Origin of the sequence: Microbacterium sp. A84 (assembly GCF_051842815.1) — a bacterium.
GTDB lineage: Bacteria > Actinomycetota > Actinomycetes > Actinomycetales > Microbacteriaceae > Microbacterium.
In genome coordinates this window covers 1,326,079-1,345,317 of record NZ_JBPXMS010000001.1, presented here as the reverse complement: position 1 = coordinate 1,345,317, position 19,239 = coordinate 1,326,079, and the positions used below count along the sequence as shown (strand labels likewise).

Sequence of the window (19,239 nt, the reverse complement as noted above, 5' to 3'; positions counted from 1 at the left end):
CCCAATGATTCCGAGCCACGCACGACAAGGCGGTAGACGATGACGATGCCCACCACGGTCACGAGGACAGTGGCTGAACAGCTCGACAAGAAGAGCGAGCGCTCGCCGCGCGCAAAGGAGCGCCTGCAGAAACGATCCGGCGGCCGGAAATCCTATGGGATGTTCCTGGTGATCGTGCCATTCCTGGTACTGGTGTTCCTGTTCAGCTACTTCCCGCTGTACGGCTGGATCTACGCGCTGTTCGACTACAAGCCCGCGCTGGGCCTTGAAGGCAGCGAGTTCGTCGGTCTGCAGTGGTTCCAGATGCTGGTCAGCTCGCCGACCCAGATGGCGCAGATCGGTCAGGTGTTGATGAACACCCTGGCGATCAGCTTTCTCGGCATCCTCACGTCGATCCTGCCACTCGCGTTCGCGGTGTTCCTCAACGAAGTGCGCAGCAAGTGGTTCCGAAACGCCGTGCAGACGCTGACCACCCTGCCGAACTTCATCTCGTGGGTGCTCGTCTACATGATCGCCTTCTCGTTGTTCTCGAGCTCAGGCCTCGTGAACAACGTGCTTGCGGATTTCGGCCTCATTACCGCTCCGATCAAGTTCCTCGACACGAGCGACAACGTCTGGATCGTGATGACGCTGTGGAGCATCTGGAAGGGGCTCGGGTGGGGCGCGATCATCTACCTTGCCGCGGTCGCCGGCATTGACCCGTCGATGTACGAGTCGGCACGCATCGACGGCGCGGCGCGCTTTCAGATCATGTGGTACATCACGGTGCCTGCGCTGATGCCGACCTACCTCGTACTGCTGCTGCTGTCGGTCGCGAACCTGCTCAACAACGGCATGGAGCAGTACTTCATCTTCCAGAACGCCTTCAACATGCAATGGATTCAGGTCCTCGACCTGTACGTCTACAACATCGGCATGACCGGCAACAGCCTGTCGATGGCAACCGCGATCGGCATGCTCAAGAGCGTCATCTCGGTCATCCTTCTGTTCACCGTCAACGGCATCGCCAAGCGTGTGCGCGGCGAAGCGATCGTCTGAGAGGGATCTGCACATGACCGGTCTCGCCACTGCTCCCAAACTCACCAATCCGCTGAAGAACAACACTGCTTTGACGCACAAGATGTCGCACCGCACCAGCGGAGACATGCTCTTCGCGATCATCAACTACACGGTCTTCGGGTTACTCGTGGTGATCTGCGCCTATCCGTTCTACTACCTGATCATCAACTCCGTCAGCGCCAACGACGTCTCCGCGCTCGGCGACGTGCGCGTGTGGCCGATCGGCTTCCACCTGCAGAATTACAAGGACGTCTTCGCCCTGAACGGGCTGGGGATGGCAGCCATCGTCAGTGTCGCACGCACCGTGATCGGCACGGTCGCCACGGTGCTGGCATCCGCCTTCCTCGGCTTTATGTTCACGCAGAGCCGCATGTGGGCACGCAAGTTCTGGTACCGCTTCGTCATCGTCACGATGTACTTCAGCGCGGGTCTGATCCCGGTGTTCATCATCATGAAGAACCTCGGTCTGACGAACAACTTCTGGGTCTACGTGCTGCCGTTCATCGTGCAGCCGTTCTTCATCATCCTGGTCAAGACCTATGTCGAGTCGATGCCGGAATCTCTGCAGGAAGCTGCCGAGCTGGATGGTGCGAACATCGTGCAGATCTTCTTCAAGGTCTACCTGCCGAATATGACTCCGATCCTGGCGACCGTGGCGATCTTCTCCGCCGTGGCGCAGTGGAACAGCTTCCAAGACACGTTGATCTACGTCACCGACCAGAGTCTGTACACGCTGCAGTACCTGCTCTACATGTTCATTAACCAGGCCTCCAGCCTCGCCCAGGCGGCGCAGAACGCCGGCGGCGACCTCGGTGCCATCGTCGGAGCTGCCACCTCGCAGACGCCGACCTCGATTCGGATGACAGTCTCGGTGCTCGTGGTGCTGCCGATCATCTTCATCTACCCCCTGTTCCAGCGCTTCTTCGTGAAGGGCATCATGCTGGGTGCCGTCAAGGGCTGACGCGTTCTCGCATCCATAAGAAAGGAAAAGCAATGAAGCTGAAACGGAAGGTTGCGGCGGGCGTCGTCGCCCTTGTCGCCGTGGGCATGCTCACCTCGTGCACGGGCGGAGGTGACGATAAGACGGAGGCCGAGGCCATCGACGCCTTCCCCTCGCAGTGGGAGGAAGAGATCACGATCGACGTCTTCGACGGCCTGGCCAATTACATGGGCGTTCAAGAAGGCTGGTTCGCGAAGATCGTCAAAGACAAGTTCAACATGAAGTTGAATATCATCGCCCCGAATGTCGCTGGCGGTGGCGACACCCTCTACAACACTCGAGTGTCTGCCGGCGAGCTCGGAGACCTGGTCATCATCGACAAGGGAGAACAGCTCGACGAGCTGATCGAGGGCGGGCTGGTGGCGGATGCATCCGCTTACTACCCGGCGATGGAGAACGCCGAGCGCTTTGACTCGGCGGTCGAGAACCTGAACGCGAGTTCAGACGGCATCTACGCCTTCCCGACCTCGGTCTCCAGCCTGCTGCCGACCGATCCCTCTGAGGGCATCGACTCGACGTTCGGACCGTTCCTTCGCTGGGATCTGTACGGCGAACTCGGCTATCCCGAGGTGGACACGCTCGAGGACTTCCTGCCGGTTCTGGAGGACATGCAGAATCTTGAGCCGACCGCACCGAACGGCCAGAAGGTTTACGCCCTCTCGCTGTTCAAGGACTGGGACGGCAACATGATGAACAACGTCAAGCAGCCGATCACCTACTACGGGTACGACGAGCTCGGCTTCGCCCTCGCCATGGCCGATGGCTCGGACTACCAGGGGCTCCTCGACGACGACGGCATGTACAAGCGTGTGCTGGAGTTCTTCTACGAAGCGAACAAGCTCGGCCTGGTCGACCCGGAGTCGACGACGCAGAACTACGACACGCTGTGGTCGAAGATGCAGAACGGCCAGGTGCTGTTCACCTGGTGGCCGTGGCTGGGCCAATCGGCCTACAACACTGACGCCAACATGGACGAGGGCAAGGGCTTCATGATCGCGCCGCTCAAGGACCAGGAGATCTTCTCCTACGGCGCCAATACGTACGGCGGCAAGACGGTGCTCGCGATCGGTTCGAAGGCGGAAGATCCGGAGCGTATCGCCGCGTTCATCGACTGGCTGTACTCGGCTGAGGGCTCGCTGACCAACAGCAGCCAGACGATGGGTGCCGCTGGGCCCCAGGGACTGACCTGGGATGCCAACGACGCCGGAGAGCCAGAGCTTACCGACTTCGGTAAAGAGGTCTTCCTCAGCGGCGACGCCACAGTGCCAGAGGAATGGGGCGGCGGCGGTTACCTCGACGGCGTCTCGACGCTGAACGTCACTGTCGTCCTGCCGATCGACACCGACCCGGAAACCGGCTTCCCGTACAGCTACAAGCTGTGGGAGACGTACCAGGGTCAGACGGCAAACCCGTTGACCGATGACTGGTCGGAGAATATGGGCGGCGCTACCACGACGATGCAGTACCTGCAGGACAACGACCAGCTTCTCGTTGCTCCGGGTGCCAGTTACACGGCGCCGGCTGACAGCTCTGAGATCAACACACTGCGCAATCAGGTCAAGGCAGTGATCGTCCCGTCGTCCTGGCAGGCAGTCTTCGCCGAGAGCGATGAGCAGTTCGACACGATCTGGGCCGACCTGCAGAAGACCGCGTCCGGCCTTGGCTACGACAAGGTGCTCGAATTCGACCTTGCGAATGCGAAGGAGCAGAACGCGCAGCGCGTGGCCATCGCCGCTGAGTTCGCCGAGTAGCACCGAAACCGCAAAACCACGCCGAGACTGTGGGGTTTCCCACAGTCTCGGCGTGGTTTTGTTGTCTCGCGGTCAGGGACGTCTCGCGGTCAGGCCCCGGGAGTGTGGCGGGCGAAGGCGCTGCGGAAGAGGAACGCCGTCACGTAAGCGCCGACCGAGAAGCCGACCGTGACGAGGATCACGCCGAACATCGGAATGACCACGGTGATGCAGATCAGCGCCGCTGGCACCAACAGGATGCCCATCGTGCGCAGCGGCTGCGCCATCGGCAGCAGCAGCGCATTCCTCGCCGTCTGGCGAAACGGCGTCTCGTACACGGCGGTGAGCGCCATGGCATACAGGAACGCCGCGAACAGGTAGAGCGCGGCGATGATCGACACGACCATGGCGACGCCTCCGACCACGGTGGCAGAGCCTGACCAGAACACCGCGACCGCCAGTAGCAGGAGCACTGGCAGCAGCAGCGCGAGGGCCAGCAGTGAGGCGGGCTTGAAGTTGCGCACGAACGCGGGGAAGAAGTCCTTCAGCGGGCGCCCGCTCTCGTCATCCGAATAGCGAATCGTCACCTGGTACAGCGCCGCGGTGGCCGCTCCGATGGTCACGATGGGCAGACACAGCAGCAGGTAGAGCAGATTCAGCGTCACGAAGCCGAGGAAACCAGTGATGCCCTGAGCCGTACGGCCCTCTGGATCGATGCGCACTCAGATCTCCGTGCCCGAGAGATCCACTCCAGAGACGAATGTCGGGGCCAGCAGCTGCACGCGCTCGGGGTTCTCGTCGCCCAGCACGGCCAGGATCGCGCGCGTTGCGATCGCGCCAATCTCAGCGGCTGGCACGTCGATAGTGTCGAGCAGCCCAGGCATGTCGCGCACAAGATGCGCAGGGCTCAGCGCGATGACATCGCGTCCGCGGCCCGTCACGTGGCCGGCGACGTGGGCGAGCGCGGCCTCGTTGTGGAACAGGATGCCGGTGATCGCCGGATCGGTCTTCAGGATGCTGTCCACGACCCCGACCGCATCCGCGGAACTTGGGCACGCGTGCACGGTGCCGGTGAGTCCCAGCTCGCGGCATGCCGTCAGGAAGCCGTCGTTCAAACGCTCGGCGTACGAGGTGTGCCGCTGCAGCACTTCGGCGGATGCGCCGAACAGCGCGACGCGCTGGTGCCCGAGGCGTGCAAGGCGTGTGGCGGCCAGGCGCCCGGCGGCCGCGAAGTCGAAGTCGACACAGAAGAGGCCGCCTGCGCCGGCGGGGAGGCCGATGAGCACGCTGGGAGTCGGCAGGTCCTGCAGCGTCGCGATGCGAGGGTCCTCTGATTCGATATCCATCACCATCAGGGCATCAACCATCGACCCTCGTGCGGCGCGGCCCAGCCCCTCAGCGTCGTCGCTGGTGAGCAGCAGGATGTCGTAGTGGTTCTCTCTGGCTTCTTTCACGACACCCGAGATGATCTCCATGATGACGTTTACGTCGACGCCTGTGCGTAGCGGCGCCTGCAGTCCGATGACGTTCGTGGAGCGGGAAGCGAGTGAACGCGCACTGGCGTGCGGGCTGTACGCCAGTTTGTCGATGGCGGCCTCGACGCGCTCTTTGGTGTCCTGCGAGATCGTGCGTTTGCCGCTCATCACATAGGAAACCGTTGAGATCGAGACCCCAGCGGCCTCTGCGACATCCGCGATCGTCACCATGAAAGCTCCTTTGTTTCGATGGTCGCCGGACGTCGGTAACGCAACACGTGGAGGGTCTGCATGGCCCGCGTGGACATCGGCATCTGGTTAGTATATGTTCTCGTTGTTGAAACGCTTCGACAATTCGACGGGGAATCACTGAAAATGTCATCGACGACCAGCGCACGGCATGCCTTCGACGCGCTCATTTCCGACCGTGGACTCGCGTTCGGCGGTGATTACAACCCCGAACAGTGGTCGAGGGAGACGTGGCGTGAAGACGTCGAACTCATGCGCCAGGCCGGGGTCAACTTCGTCACCGTCGGGGTGTTCAGCTGGGCGACGATCGAGCCGCGTGCCGGCGCCCGCGAGTGGGGATGGCTGGACGAGATCCTCGATTTGCTGCACGCCGCCGACATTTCGGTCGATCTCGCCACGCCCGTGGCATCCCCGCCGCCGTGGCTGGGGGTGCAGCATCCTGACATCCTGCCCGTCGACCGTGACGGCGTGCGTCTGATCGCCGGGTCACGCAACCAGTTCTCCCCGGCCTCGCGCACGTACCGTGAGCATGCGCTGGCGATCACCCGAGACATCGCCGAGCGCTACGCGACTCACCCCGCCGTGCGTATGTGGCATGTCGGCAACGAGTACGGCCAGATCGACCATGGCGATGAGGCGGCACGTGAGTTCCGTCGGTGGTTGCAGGAGCGCTACGGTTCGATCGACGAGGTCAACCGGGCTTGGAATACCGCGTTCTGGTCGCAGCGCTACGACGACTTCGCCGAGATCATGCCCCCGAGGCGCATGCCGTATCTGGTCAACCCCGCGCAGTCCCTGGACTTTCGCCGGTACAGCTCTGACCAGCTGCTGGACTGCTACACCGAGCTGCGCGACGCCATTCGTCAGACCGGCGCCGAGCAGCCGATCACCACGAACTTCATGGGATTCTTCGCGCTGGCCGACTACCACTCCTGGGCAGGCGAGGTCGACGTCATCGCGGACGACCAGTACCCCGACCCGGCGAACCCGAACGCGCCGAGTGAGATCGCCCTGGTGCAGGATCTGATGCGTTCCCTCGGCGGCGGGCGCAGCTGGGTGCTCATGGAGCAGGCCATCAGCGCGGTCAACTGGCGCTCGCACAACGTACCCAAGTCGCCGCTTCGTGCGCGTCAGGATTCGCTGCAGGCCGTCGCCCGTGGCGCGGATGCGATCTGCTTCTTCCAGTGGCGGCAAGCACGCTCTGGCGCCGAGCGCTTCCACTCGTCGATGCTTCCGCACGCCGGTGCGGACAGTGACGTGTTCCGCGGCACCTGCCAGCAGGGCGCCGACCTGAGGCTGCTCGCCCCGGTGGGCGGATCCCGCGTGGCCACCGACGTCGCGATGCTGTTCGACTGGTCGAGCTGGTGGGCGGCGGAGGAGCCCGCTCGCCCCACCGAGCGCCTGTCGACGATGACCGAGATGAATCGCTGGTATCGCTCACTGTGGCGCCGCGGCGTCTCGGTCGACGTGCTCAGCCATGACGCTGCGCTGGATGCGTACAAGGTGATCCTGGTGCCGCACGCGTACATCCTGAATTCCGCCACCGCTGCGGCGCTCACCGCTGCCGCCGCGCGCGGCGCGCAGATCGTGATCGGGCCGTTCAGCGGCGTTGCCGATGAGAATGGCGGCATCATGCAGGGCCGATCGCCCGTACTGCTGCGCGAACTCCTCGGCGTAAGTGGCGAGGAGTGGGCAGGGATGCCGGATGAACCGGGCGCGCTGCGCTTCGCCGATGGCTTCGGGCCGTCCGAGCCGCAGACGGCAAGCATTCTCGCCGAGCACCTCCGTACCGAGGGCGCCGACGTGATGGCAACCCATGACGGCGGCGAACTGGCAGGGCTCCCGGCGATCACGCGCAACGGCACCGCCTGGTACCTGAGTGCGGTCGTCTCGGATGGCGCGCTGGATGCTATTCTCGCAGCCGCTCTCGCCTCGGCATCCGTCTCCGGCGCCGTCCCTGGGCTCGATGTGCTGCCCGAAGGACTCGAGGCCGTGCAGCGCGGCGACGTGCTGTTCCTGCTGAACCACGGCATCCATTCCGTCGAAGTGCCGGTGACGGCGGGTCTGATCGACCTGCTCACCGGAGATGAGACCGCAGAAATCGTCGGCATCGCGCCCGGCGAAGTCCGCGCGCTGAGTGAAAGGCACACGAGGTGAAGTTCACCGACGGCTACTGGTTGACAAGGCCGGGATTGACCCCGCTGTTCGCGGTCGAAGTCGACGACATCCGCATCGATGAGGCGGCGGGCACGCTCACCGTGTATGCGCCGACGGCGCACATCCGCCACCGCGGAGACACGCTGAACCGCCCGATGATCACCGTCACGTATTCGTCTCCGGCGCCCGGCGTCGTGAAGGTGCGCGTGCAGCGGCATGCCGGCGGTGTGCATCGCGGGCCCGACTTCGAGATCAACGCGGAGCCGGGGTTCGTGCCGGCGGTGTCAGCCGATGAGGACGGCGGCGTGCTGCAGACCGGCGACCTCACGGTGCGCGTCAGTCATGGTGACGGCTGGGATGTCGTCTTCGAGCAGGACGGCCGTGTCCTCACCCGCTCCGAGCGGCGTTCGGTCGCTCACTACAGCGACACGGACCAGGCCACCTGGGTGCACCAGCAGCTGGCGCTGGCACCCGGTGAGCGCGTCTACGGCTTCGGTGAGCGCTTCGGCGCCTTCGTGAAGAACGGTCAGACCGTCGAAACCTGGAATGCCGATGGCGGCACCTCGAGTGAGCAGTCGTACAAGGCAATCCCGTTCTACGTCACCTCGCGCGGTTACGGCGTGCTCGTCGACAGCCCGGACAAGGTCTCGTTCGAGGTCGGCAGCGAGGTCAACTCCCGCGTGCAGTTCTCGGTTCCTGGTGAGACGCTCGACTACTTCGTCATCGGCGGAGGCACCCCCAAGGCAGTGCTGAGTCGGTACACGAAGCTCACCGGCCGCCCCGCGCGCGTGCCGGCGTGGTCGTTCGGGCTGTGGCTGACGACCTCGTTCACGGCGAACTACGACGAGGCCACGGTGAACGAGTTCATCGACGGCTTTGCCGAGCGCGAGCTGCCGCTGAGCGTGTTCCACTTCGACTGCTTCTGGATGCGCGAGTACCAGTGGACCGACTTCGAGTGGGACCCGCGCACCTTCCCCGACCCGGAGGGACAGCTGTCTCGTCTGCACGAGCGCGGACTCAAGGTCTCGGCCTGGATCAACCCGTACATCGCGCAGCGCTCGGCGCTGTTCGCTGAGGCGGTCGAGAAGGGATACCTTCTCACGCGCACCGATGGCAGCGTCTGGCAGTGGGACCTGTGGCAGGCGAGCATGGGCATCGTCGACTTCACGAACCCGGATGCCGCGGACTGGTACGTCGCGCACCTCGAGCGGCTGATGGCGCAGGGTGTCGACTCGTTCAAGACCGACTTCGGCGAGCGCATCCCACATGAGGGCGTCGAGTGGTTCGACGGATCTGACCCCGCGCGGATGCACAATTTCTATCCGAAGCTGTACAACGAGGTCGTCTTCCGTGCGCTGGAGAAGCGTCGCGGAGAGGGACAGACGGTGCTCTTCGCCCGCTCGGCGACCGCAGGCACGCAGCAGTTCCCGGTGCACTGGGGCGGCGACAGCGACTCGACGTTCCCATCCATGGCCGAGTCGCTTCGCGGCGGCCTGTCGTTGGCGATGAGCGGCTTCGGCTACTGGAGCCATGACATCGGCGGCTTCGAGGGCACACCTGACGCGGGGCTGTTCAAGCGCTGGCTCGCCTTCGGGCTATTGTCTTCGCACTCGCGACTGCACGGCTCGGACAGCTTCCGGGTGCCGTGGATGTTCGACGAAGAGGCCGTCGACGTCACCCGCGCGTTCACGACCCTGAAGATGCGGCTCATGCCGTATCTGGCCGGCATCGCCGAGCAGGCACACACCGACGGTATTCCGATGATGCGTCCGATGGTGCTGGAGTTCCCCGAGGACCGCTCCGGCTATGACGCTGACACCCAGTACATGCTGGGCGGCTCGTTGCTGGTGGCGCCGGTGTTCACGTCCGAAGGCGACGCCTCGTATTACCTTCCGGTCGGCTCATGGACGTCGCTGATCGATGGTTCGGTTGCTGCGGGAAGTCGCTGGATTTCCGAGAATCACGACTACCTGTCGGTGCCGCTGCGCGTGCGCCCCGGCACCGTGCTGCCGTGGGGTGCAATCGACTCCCGCCCCGACTACGAGTGGCCCGACGGCGTGACGTTGCGCTGCTTTGAGCTGCCGGATGGCTATGACGAAGTGACTGTCGTCCCCGGGCTTGCCGGTTCATCGACGAGCTTCCGGGTGCGCCGCGAAGGCTCGCGTGTCGTTGCGTCGAGTGCCGACGCGACCGCATCGTGGTCGCTGCAGGTGGGCGAGAGCGTCGCGGTGGCGGACGGCGCCGGCGAGATATTTGTTTTCGTGGGAGATGTTTCTGTGGAGGGTAACGAGTGATGTTCCGTCGTACTGATCTGTCGGTGTCCGAGCGTGCCGCCGACCTGCTGTCGCAGCTGACCGCCGAAGAGCGCATCGCAATGCTGCATCAGGCGATGCCGGCGATCGAGCGACTGGGCGTCGCCGAGTCTCGTACCGGTGCCGAGACCCTGCACGGGGTCGCGTGGCTGGGCAACGCCACGGTGTTCCCGCAGCCGGTGGGCATGGCCGCGACCTGGGATCCGGCGCTTCTCGAAGCGATCGGCGAGGTCACCTCGACGGAGGCGCGTGCGAAGCGCGCCGAAGACCCACTGGTGAGTCTGAATGTGTGGGCGCCAGTGGTCAACACGCTCCGCCACCCCCAATGGGGACGCAATGAGGAGGGGTACTCCGAGGATCCGCACCTGACCGGTCAGCTCGGCGCAGCGTACTCGAAGGGCCTGCGCGGCGACGATGAGCGGGTCTGGAAGACAGTCCCCGCGCTGAAGCACTTCCTGGCGTACAGCAACGAGACCGACCGCTCCGCGACGTCGTCAGAGATGTCACTGCGGACACTGCACGAGGAGGAGCTGCCCGCGTTTCGTGCAGCCATCGAGCAGGGCGTCGCCGGCAGCATGATGCTGGCGTACAACCAGGTCAACGGGTCGCCCGCGCACACACAGCCGGAGCTCGTCGCCGAGGCGCGCAGTTGGGCCGAGGGCTCGCTGGCGATCGTGTCGGATGCCGGTGCGCCGACCTTCACCGTGACGATCCAGGGGGCACAGCCCGACAGCATCCATGCGGCCGCAGCGCTGGTGCGAAGCGGTATGGATTCGTTCACCGACAATGATGCTGACGCAGAGCCGACGATCAAGAACCTCACGGCCGCGCTGGAGCAGGGGCTCCTCACCACCGCTGACATCGATCAGGCGGTGACGCACATCCTCGAGATGCGCGTCCGCACTGGCGAGTTCGACGGGGATGCCGATCCATACGCAGGTATCGGCGCGGATGCGATCGACGCACCCGGTGCGCGTGAGTTGGCGCGCGAGGCCGCCGGCCGTTCGGTGGTCGTGCTGCGCAATGACGATGCTGTGTTGCCGATTGCTTCGCCCACGCGGATCGCCGTGGTCGGCCCGCTCGCCGATGCCGTGCTGACCGACTGGTACTCGGGAACCCCGCCGTACGCGGTGGGCATCGCGCAGGGGCTTGCCGAGCGGTATCCGGCAGCGGATGTCGTGGTCGAGACCGGCGCCGACACCATCTCGCTGCGCGCGGCGAACGGCCGGTATGTCGTGGCATCCGCTGACGGCAAGACGGTCGCGGCGACCGCACCTTCGGCCGAGGATGCCGCGTTGTTCGACGTCACCGACTGGGGTGACGGGCTGCTGACTCTGCGCGCGCACGCCAGCGGCAAGCTGCTCACGGGTGGCGGGTGGCCGATGCGTGCCGACTCCGCGCGGGTCGGTGAGTGGGTCGTGCAGGAAAGCTTCCGCACGCATGTGCACGCCGACGGCACCTGGTCGCTGCTGCACCTGGGATCTGGCCGCTGGGTACGCGTGGCGCGCGAAGTGGGACTGCTGCTGGCCGAGGGCGTAACCCTCGATCAGGCCGAGCGCTTCGGCGTGCGCACGGTGCGTGCGGGCCACGCCGCAGTTGCGGCGGTTGCGGCCGCGGCGGATGTCGTCGTGGTCGCCGTGGGCAATGATCCGCACCTGGCCGGGCGTGAGACCGAGGATCGTCCGCACCTGATGCTGCCGGACACGTTCACGGAGATCTGGCGCACAGCGCGCGAGGCCAACGAGCACACCGTGCTCACGATCGTGTCGAGCTACCCATACGTGCTCGGCGAGGCGGATGCCGCGGCCACGGTCGTCTGGTCGAGCCACGGCGGTCAGGAACTCGGACACGGCATCGCCGATGTCTTCAGCGGTGACCGCGAGCCGACCGGGCGTCTGGCGCAGTCCTGGCCGGCCGACCCCGCGCAAGCCGGCGACCTGTTCGACTACGACACGCTGCGACAGCAGGCGACGTACCGGCACCAGCCGGCGCCCTACACGTTCGCGTTCGGGCATGGCCTGACGTACTCGACCGTCGAGTACCGGGGTGTGACGCTGAATGCGGATCAGGTGGCGGCGCCCGCGCCGACACATCGGCATCCGGCCCTCGGCGTCCGAGGCGACATCACGGCCGTCGTCACCGTCGCGAACACCGGCGACCGCCCGGCCGAAGAACTCGTGCAGGTGTATGTGCTGGCACCGTCGCTGCCGCTGCCGGCAGCGCGCCGTCTGCTGGTCGGGTACCGGCGCGTGCGCCTGGAGCCGGGGGAGGAGCGCCGGGTTGAGGTGTCGTTCGAGACCGCGCGGCTTTCAGTCTGGGATGACGCGCTGCGCCTGGACGGCGCCGTGGACGATTGGCTGCACGAGGGCGCGCTGCGCGTGCAGCCCGGCGAGTACCGGGTGGCCGCGGGGCCGAGTGCTGACGAGCTGCCGGTGGCGGCGGCGCTCACGATCTCCTGATCCCTTCTGGTTCGCAGAAGAATGGACTTTCTTCTCGCCGTCATTGGCTAGAGGACCGCTGTTTCTTGCCTAAGAGTGGACGTAACGCCTCGCCACCACAGTAAGGAAACATCATGACCGCCTACCAAGACGACATCGACGCTATCCGGGAATTGAAAGAGCAGGCCGGGTCGAGCTGGGATGCCATCAACCCCGAGTCGGTTGCTCGAATGCGGGCGCAGAACCGCTTCAAGACCGGACTGGAGATCGCCCAGTACACCGCTGACATCATGCGCCGCGACATGGGTGAGTACGACGCCGACTCCTCGGTTTACACGCAGTCGCTCGGTGTGTGGCACGGTTTCATCGGTCAGCAGAAGCTCATCTCCATCAAGAAGCACCTCAAGACCACCAACAAGCGATACCTCTACCTGTCCGGTTGGATGGTCGCCGCGCTCCGCTCTGAGTTCGGCCCGCTCCCTGACCAGTCGATGCATGAGAAGACCTCGGTGCCTGCGCTCATTGAAGAGCTCTACACCTTCCTTCGCCAGGCCGATGCCCGCGAGCTCGACCTCTTGTTCACGCAGCTTGACGACGCGCGCTCCGCGGGCGACGACACTGCGGCAGAGTTCGTCCAATCACAGATCGACAACTTCGAGACTCACGTCGTGCCGATTATCGCCGACATCGATGCGGGCTTCGGAAACCCCGAGGCCACCTACCTCCTCGCGAAGAAGATGATCGAGGCTGGTGCCTGTGCCATCCAGATCGAGAACCAGGTCTCGGACGAGAAGCAGTGCGGTCACCAGGATGGCAAGGTCACCGTTCCGCATGAGGACTTCATCGCCAAGCTCACCGCCGTGCGCTACGCGTTCCTTGAGCTCGGCATCGGCAACGGAGTGATCGTTGCGCGCACCGATTCGCTTGGTGCTGGCCTCACCCAGAAGCTCGCCGTCACGAACACTCCCGGCGATCTGGGTGACCAGTACAACTCCTTCCTCGACGTCGAAGAGATCACTGAGAACGAGCTCGGCAACGGCGACGTCATCATCAAGCGCGAAGGCAAGCTGCTGCGCCCGAAGCGTCTCGCCAGCAACCTGTTCCAGTTCCGTGCTGGAACCGGCGAAGAGCGTTGCGTGCTCGACAGCATCACGTCGCTACAGAACGGCGCAGACCTGCTCTGGATCGAGACCGAGAAGCCACACGTGGAGCAGATCGCCGGAATGATGGACAAGGTGCGCGAGGTCATCCCGAACGCGAAGCTGGTCTACAACAACAGCCCGTCGTTCAACTGGACCCTCAACTTCCGCCAGCAGGCCTACGACCTGTTCGTGGAGCAGGGCAGAGACGTCTCGGTATACGAGCGCGGTGCACTCATGAACGTCGACTACGACGACACAGAGCTGGGGCGGGCGGCCGACGAGATGATCCGCACGTTCCAGCGAGACAGTTCCGCGCGGGCGGGCATCTTCCACCACCTCATCACTCTGCCGACGTACCACACGGCCGCGCTCTCGACGGATGACCTGGCCAAGGGCTACTTCGCAGAGGAGGGCATGCTCGCCTACGTCAAGGGTGTGCAGCGCCGCGAGATCCGTGAGGGGATCGCCACGGTCAAGCACCAGAACATGGCTGGCAGCGACATCGGCGACAACCACAAGGAGTACTTCGCCGGCGAAGCTGCCCTCAAGGCCGGCGGCAAGGACAACACGATGAACCAGTTCGGCTGAGTTCGGCTGAGTTCGTCCACGCGAGGGGGCTCCGGTGCTGCCGGTGCCCCCTCAGTATGTGTCGGGGTGTCGCGGGAAGCTCAGATTCCGACGCCGCCCCAGCTGAGCGACTCGGTGTAGCGCAGCAGCACGCCCTCGCGCAGCGCCCACGGCGAGACCTCGAGCTCATCGAGGTCGAGCATCTTCATCGCCGTGTGAAGTGACACCGCAGCGGCGACGATCTGGAAAGTGCGGTCGGGCGTGATTCCCGGCAGTTCTTGACGAGCGGATGCCGGAATGCGCGCAAGCCGCGGAATCCACGAGCCCAGCGCCGAACGCGACAGCACCGTGCGGTCGAAGCCGAGCCCTGACACTTCGCGGCCGGCCAGGTTCGCGAGCGAACGAATCGCCTTGGATGATCCGACGATGTGATCAGGATCGGGCAGCGCGTTGAGCTTCTCCGCCACGGGGGTGAGTACCTCGGTGGCGTGAGCGCGCAGCAGCGCGACAGCATCCTCACCCGGAGGGTCATTCGGCATGAACTGCACGGTCATGCGTCCGGCGCCGAGGGGGACGGATGCGGCGACCTCCGGCTGCTCGTCCTCGCCGGCAGCGAACTCGAACGAGCCGCCGCCGATGTCGAGCAGCAGAATGCGTCCGGCATCCCACCCGAACCAGCGCCGCACGGCGAGGAAGGTCAGCTCAGCCTCCTGCACACCGGTGAGCACCTGCAGTGGCTGGCCGAGCGCCTTCTCGATGCGCGCGATGACGTCTTCGCCGTTGAGCGCATCGCGGACCGCGCTGGTCGCCGTCGCGAGCAGCGTCTCGACGTGCTCGGTCTCAGCGATCTGGCGGGCACGGGTGACCGCAGCCTCCAGCGCCAGGACGCCCTGTTCGCTGATTGCACCCTCGGGTGTGAGGAAGCGCATCAGACGCACCACCGTGCGATCGCTTGTCGTCGCGTGTGGACGGCCCCCGGGGCGGGCATCCGCAGCCAGCAGGTGGACAGTGTTCGAACCGATGTCGAGGATTCCTAAGCGCACGGGTTGAGACTACGCGGGTGGGGCGCCGGTGCGTCGCGCGCATCCGGCCCCCGTTACGATGGAGTTCGTGACCACCGCTGACCCCACGCTGCCACTGTCGCCGTATCGCGAGATCGGACGTGCGGAGTGGGCGCGATTGGCCGCGGGCCTGGATCAGCCGTTGAGCGAGACCGAGGTCGTGGAGCTCCGCGGGATCGGTGACCGCCTCGATCTCACCGAGGTGCGTGAGGTGTACATGCCGCTGAGTCGTCTGCTCAGCCTGTACGCGACATCGACCAAGCGTCTCGGTGCGGCGACCAGTGCATTCCTCGACGAAGAAGACACCACGACGCCGTTTGTCGTCGGTGTGGCGGGATCCGTCGCCGTAGGCAAGTCGACCATCGCACGCCTGCTGCGCGAGTTGATGAGCCGCTGGCCCGGAACGCCTCGGGTCGAGCTCGTCACCACTGACGGATTCCTCTACCCGAACGCGGAACTCGAGCGCCGCGGGCTGATGGACCGGAAAGGGTTCCCGGAGTCGTACGACCGCCGCGCGCTGCTGGAGTTCCTCACCGAGGTGAAGTCAGGGGCGCCTGAGGTGCGCGCGCCGTTCTACTCGCACATGCGTTACGACATCGTTCCAGATGCCCGCGTCGTCGTACGTCGCCCCGATGTCGTGATCGTCGAGGGCCTCAACGTGCTGCAGCCGCCGCCCGCGCCCAACGATGTCGCGGTCAGTGACCTGTTCGACTTCTCGATCTTCGTCGACGCCGACACTGCGCACATCGAGAAGTGGTACGTCGACCGGTTCCTGGCGCTGCGCAAGGGCGCGTTCAGCAACCCATCGTCGTACTTCAACGTGTTCGCGCATCTCACCGATGAAGAGGCTCAGGCCACGGCGTTGGGGTACTGGAACGACATCAACATGCCGAACCTCGTCGAGAACGTGATGCCGACCAGGCACCGGGCGACGCTGGTGCTGAACAAGGGCATCGATCACAACGTTGAGAGCGTGCTGCTGCGCAAGGTGTGAGGGTGGCGGGTGGAGGAGTACGCGGCATCCAGATATTGTTCGGAACCCTCGCAAATTTTCGGCCGTACCCTTGATCCCATGTGTGGAATCGTCGGATACGTGGGCCCGCGCCCCAGCCAGGACATCCTTATTGCTGGCCTCGCCCGCCTCGAATATCGCGGTTATGACTCCGCAGGAGTCGCGATCATCGACGGCAACGGTGAGCTGGGGATGCGCAAGAAAGCGGGCAAGCTCAGCATGCTGCGCGACTCGCTCGCAGACTCACCGCTGAGCGATGGCAACACCGGCATCGGCCACACGCGCTGGGCGACCCACGGTGGCCCCACCGACGTGAACGCGCACCCGCATCTTGCTGACGATGACAAGCTCGCCGTCATCCACAACGGCATCATCGAGAACTTCTCTGCGCTGCGCGAAGAACTGCTCGCCGCCGGCACCACCTTCCGCAGCGAGACGGATACCGAGGTCGCCGCGGCTCTGCTCGGCCAGGAGTACGTCTCAAACGGGGGAAACCTCGAGCTCGCCTTCCAGAACGTCGTGAACCGTCTCGAGGGCGCATTCACTCTCCTCGCGATGCATCAGGACCACCCCGGCCTCGTCGTCGGCGCCCGCCGCAACTCGCCGCTGGTGATCGGCCTCGGCGAGGGGGAGAACTTCCTCGGCTCCGACGTCGCCGCCTTCGTCGAGCACACCCGCAAAGCGCTCGCCATCGGTCAGGATCAGATCGTCTCGATCACGCCTTCCGCGGTCACAGTCACCGATTTCGAGGGCAACCCGGTCGAGGCCGAGCCGTTCGACGTGTCATGGGATGCCGCCGCCGCAGAAAAGGGCGGCTGGTCTTCGTTCATGGCGAAGGAAGTCTCTGAGCAGCCCGAAGCCGTCGCGAACACGATCCGTGGCCGCGTGCAGGACGGACAGGTCGTCATCCCTGAGCTCGAGGGTCTGGACGAACTCTTCCTCGGCATTAACCGTGTGATCATCACGGCGTGTGGCACGGCATCCTATGCCGCCCTCGTCGGAAAATACGCGATCGAGCAGTGGGCACGCATCGCCACCGACGTCGAACTCGCGCACGAGTTCCGCTATCGGGACCCGGTGATCGGCGACGACACCCTCGTCATCTCGATCAGCCAGTCCGGCGAGACCATGGACACGCTGATGGCCGTCAAGTACGCCCGCGAGCGTGGTGCGCGCACTCTGTCGATCTGTAACACGCAGGGCGCGACGATTCCTCGCGAGTCGGATGCTGTGGTCTACACGCACGCGGGGCCAGAGGTTGCCGTCGCATCCACCAAGGCGTTCTCTGCGCAGATCACCGCACTGCTGCTGCTCGGCCTGCACATGGGGCGCGTGCGCTCGACGCTGCCCGCCGACTCGACCGATGTCGAAGAGCTCACCACGCTGCCCGAGAAGATCGCACGCGTGCTGGCAGAGGAGCAAGAGCACGTCTCGCAGCTGGCGAGCTGGATGGCCGACACTCGCTCGGTGCTGTTCCTCGGCCGCCACGTCGGCTACCCGATCGCGCTCGAGGGTGCGCTCAAGCTCAAGGAGATCTCGTACATCCACGCCGAGGGCTTTGCTGCCGGTGAGCTCAAGCACGGTCCGATCGCGCTGATCGAGCCGGGTCAGCCGGTGTTCGTGATCCTGCCGTCGCCGCGTCACTCGGCGCTGATCCATTCGAAGGTGGTCTCGAACATCCAGGAGATCCGCGCCCGCGGGGCTCGTGTGATCGTGATTGCCGAAGAGGGCGATGCTTCGGTGCTGCCGTTCGCCGATGAGGTCATCCGCATCCCGCTCGCTGGTGCGATGTTCGAGCCGCTTCTCACGGTCGTCCCGCTGCAGATCTTCGCCATGGCGCTGGCTACGGCCAAGGGCCTCGACGTCGACCAGCCGCGCAACCTCGCGAAGTCCGTCACGGTCGAGTAGGGACTGGACCGCTCGGCCGGCCCAGTGGCCTCCGGGTACACCTGTCGGTCGAAAGTACAGATGTCAGCCGAATCTGCGGATTCTGGCTGACATCTGTGTTTTGGGCCGACATCTGTACCGGGGGAGTCGGTGCCGGCGGGCTTAGGCCCGGGAGCGGGCGAGCGCAGGCAGGATCGCGGCGACGACACGAGGCCAGTCGTGCACGATCATTGCGTAGTCAAAGTGCAGGGTTTCGTATCCCAGAGCGGATGCCGCGGCATCCCGAATCAGGTCTTTGTGGCGTTTGTCGGCTCCTGCGTGGTTCTCCTTGCCGTCTGCTTCTAGGATCAGCCGTCCGCCGACTACGAAATCGACCCGCCCGACCCCGACGATCTCCACTTGGCAGTCGAGCTGGATGCCGAGCAGATGCAGGCGAAGGCGCAGGATCGATTCCAAGCCGCTCTGCGCGTCAGCACGAGCCAAATCCAACAGCCAAGCAGCCGAATCGGGAAGCTCTTGGCGGATGCGCGCACGGTCGACAGCGGAGATGAGCCGGCTGTTCCATGCCGATTCGTAAGCGGCGAAGAATGTCTCCTGGTCGAGGCAACGATAAACATGGATGAGCGCCGTTGCGACCGGTGCGAGGCCAAGCTCCGCCCGGCCGGGGGAGTAGTGCGTCACACACGAGCATCCCTCGTGCGGATGCTTTCGCCCAGCTCCGCCCAGCCACACGTGGATTCCCGCGTCCGGATCTGGCAGCATCCAGACACCGTGCGCGCGCAACGCCGCCGCACAACTGAGCGCACCACCGTGTGCCGCCGCAGCCACAAGCTTCGTATCGGCCGTCGGGAGCGCGAAGACTCCGGGCCTGACGCGGCGGATTTTTCCGGCGTTGGTGTCCGCTGCGAGCTGATTGCGCGTGCATCCGTAAGCCTGCAGGAGTGTGCCGCGAGCGACACCGTCGAGGCGGGCGAGAAGATCTGCGGGAGGAAACATCCCCCGAGTGTGCCGGAGAGCGCGAGTTGTGCGGGGCCGATTGCGGTGAATGTGGATGAGTCGGGCAGGAGGCGAACTGTGGAGAACAAGTGGCCGGGTACACCTGTCGGTCGAAAGTACAGATGTCAGCCGAATCTGCGGATTCTGGCCGACG

General features: G+C 64.9%; 13 protein-coding genes. 9 read left to right on the top strand and 4 right to left on the bottom strand.

From position 1 onward, the window contains the following. Positions 1–39: 39 nt before the first annotated feature. Genes ACSU04_RS06575 through ACSU04_RS06565 form a run of 3 tightly spaced genes read left to right on the top strand, consistent with a single transcriptional unit; the run spans position 40 to position 3,810 of the window. Positions 40–1,038 (top strand): ABC transporter permease, encoded by a 999-nt coding sequence (locus tag ACSU04_RS06575; protein ID WP_439288829.1) that lies wholly within the window; start codon positions 40–42, stop codon positions 1,036–1,038. Positions 1,039–1,051: 13 nt separating this feature from the next. Then, positions 1,052–2,020 carry a carbohydrate ABC transporter permease gene (locus ACSU04_RS06570; RefSeq protein WP_439281300.1) on the top strand — a complete coding sequence of 323 codons (969 nt, stop codon included), beginning with the start codon at positions 1,052–1,054 and terminating at the stop codon, positions 2,018–2,020. 32 nt (positions 2,021–2,052) lie between these two features. Then, complete coding sequence (locus ACSU04_RS06565; protein WP_439288828.1) at positions 2,053–3,810, top strand: ABC transporter substrate-binding protein; 1,758 nt, start codon at positions 2,053–2,055, stop codon at positions 3,808–3,810. An 89-nt stretch (positions 3,811–3,899) separates the two neighbouring features. On the opposite strand, the gene ACSU04_RS06560 is transcribed toward ACSU04_RS06565, so the two are convergent. Together ACSU04_RS06560 and ACSU04_RS06555 are read right to left on the bottom strand one after the other, a co-directional pair. After that, positions 3,900–4,511: a YesL family protein gene (locus tag ACSU04_RS06560; protein WP_439288827.1), complete on the bottom strand. Its 612-nt coding sequence runs from the start codon at positions 4,509–4,511 to the stop codon at positions 3,900–3,902. Beyond that, positions 4,512–5,495 carry a LacI family DNA-binding transcriptional regulator gene (locus ACSU04_RS06555; RefSeq protein WP_439288826.1) on the bottom strand — a complete coding sequence of 328 codons (984 nt, stop codon included), beginning with the start codon at positions 5,493–5,495 and terminating at the stop codon, positions 4,512–4,514. A gap of 144 nt (positions 5,496–5,639) precedes the next feature. Between ACSU04_RS06555 and ACSU04_RS06550 the strand changes: the two genes are divergently transcribed. The 4 genes from ACSU04_RS06550 (at position 5,640) to ACSU04_RS06535 (ending at position 14,150) form a co-directional block, all read left to right on the top strand. After that, positions 5,640–7,670 (top strand): beta-galactosidase, encoded by a 2,031-nt coding sequence (locus ACSU04_RS06550; protein ID WP_439288825.1) that lies wholly within the window; start codon positions 5,640–5,642, stop codon positions 7,668–7,670. Next, on the top strand, positions 7,667–9,964 hold the full coding sequence (gene yicI / locus ACSU04_RS06545) for an alpha-xylosidase (protein ID WP_439288824.1): 2,298 nt from the start codon (positions 7,667–7,669) through the stop codon (positions 9,962–9,964). The genes ACSU04_RS06550 and yicI overlap by 4 nt, the downstream gene beginning before the upstream one ends. Further along, the gene (locus tag ACSU04_RS06540; RefSeq protein WP_439288823.1) at positions 9,964–12,441 is read left to right on the top strand and encodes a glycoside hydrolase family 3 C-terminal domain-containing protein; all 2,478 of its coding nucleotides are present in this window, start codon (positions 9,964–9,966) and stop codon (positions 12,439–12,441) included. Before yicI ends, ACSU04_RS06540 begins: the two co-directional genes overlap by 1 nt. Positions 12,442–12,554: 113 nt before the next feature. Then, positions 12,555–14,150: an isocitrate lyase gene (locus ACSU04_RS06535; RefSeq protein ID WP_439288822.1), complete on the top strand. Its 1,596-nt coding sequence runs from the start codon at positions 12,555–12,557 to the stop codon at positions 14,148–14,150. Between the two features lie 80 nt (positions 14,151–14,230). Here ACSU04_RS06535 and ACSU04_RS06530 read toward each other — a convergent pair whose 3' ends face one another. Continuing rightward, positions 14,231–15,172, bottom strand: coding sequence for a Ppx/GppA phosphatase family protein (locus ACSU04_RS06530; RefSeq protein ID WP_439288821.1), 942 nt, complete (start codon positions 15,170–15,172; stop codon positions 14,231–14,233). 58 nt (positions 15,173–15,230) lie between these two features. On the opposite strand from ACSU04_RS06530, the gene coaA reads away from it, so the two are divergent. Continuing rightward, entirely contained in the window at positions 15,231–16,184 is a 954-nt protein-coding gene (gene coaA / locus ACSU04_RS06525; RefSeq protein ID WP_439281638.1) for a type I pantothenate kinase, read from the top strand. Positions 16,185–16,262: 78 nt separating this feature from the next. Further along, entirely contained in the window at positions 16,263–18,110 is a 1,848-nt protein-coding gene (gene glmS, locus ACSU04_RS06520) for a glutamine--fructose-6-phosphate transaminase (isomerizing) (protein ID WP_439288820.1), read from the top strand. Positions 18,111–18,251: 141 nt separating this feature from the next. Here glmS and ACSU04_RS06515 read toward each other — a convergent pair whose 3' ends face one another. Continuing rightward, complete coding sequence (locus ACSU04_RS06515; protein ID WP_439288819.1) at positions 18,252–19,085, bottom strand: endonuclease domain-containing protein; 834 nt, start codon at positions 19,083–19,085, stop codon at positions 18,252–18,254. Positions 19,086–19,239 lie beyond the last annotated feature (154 nt).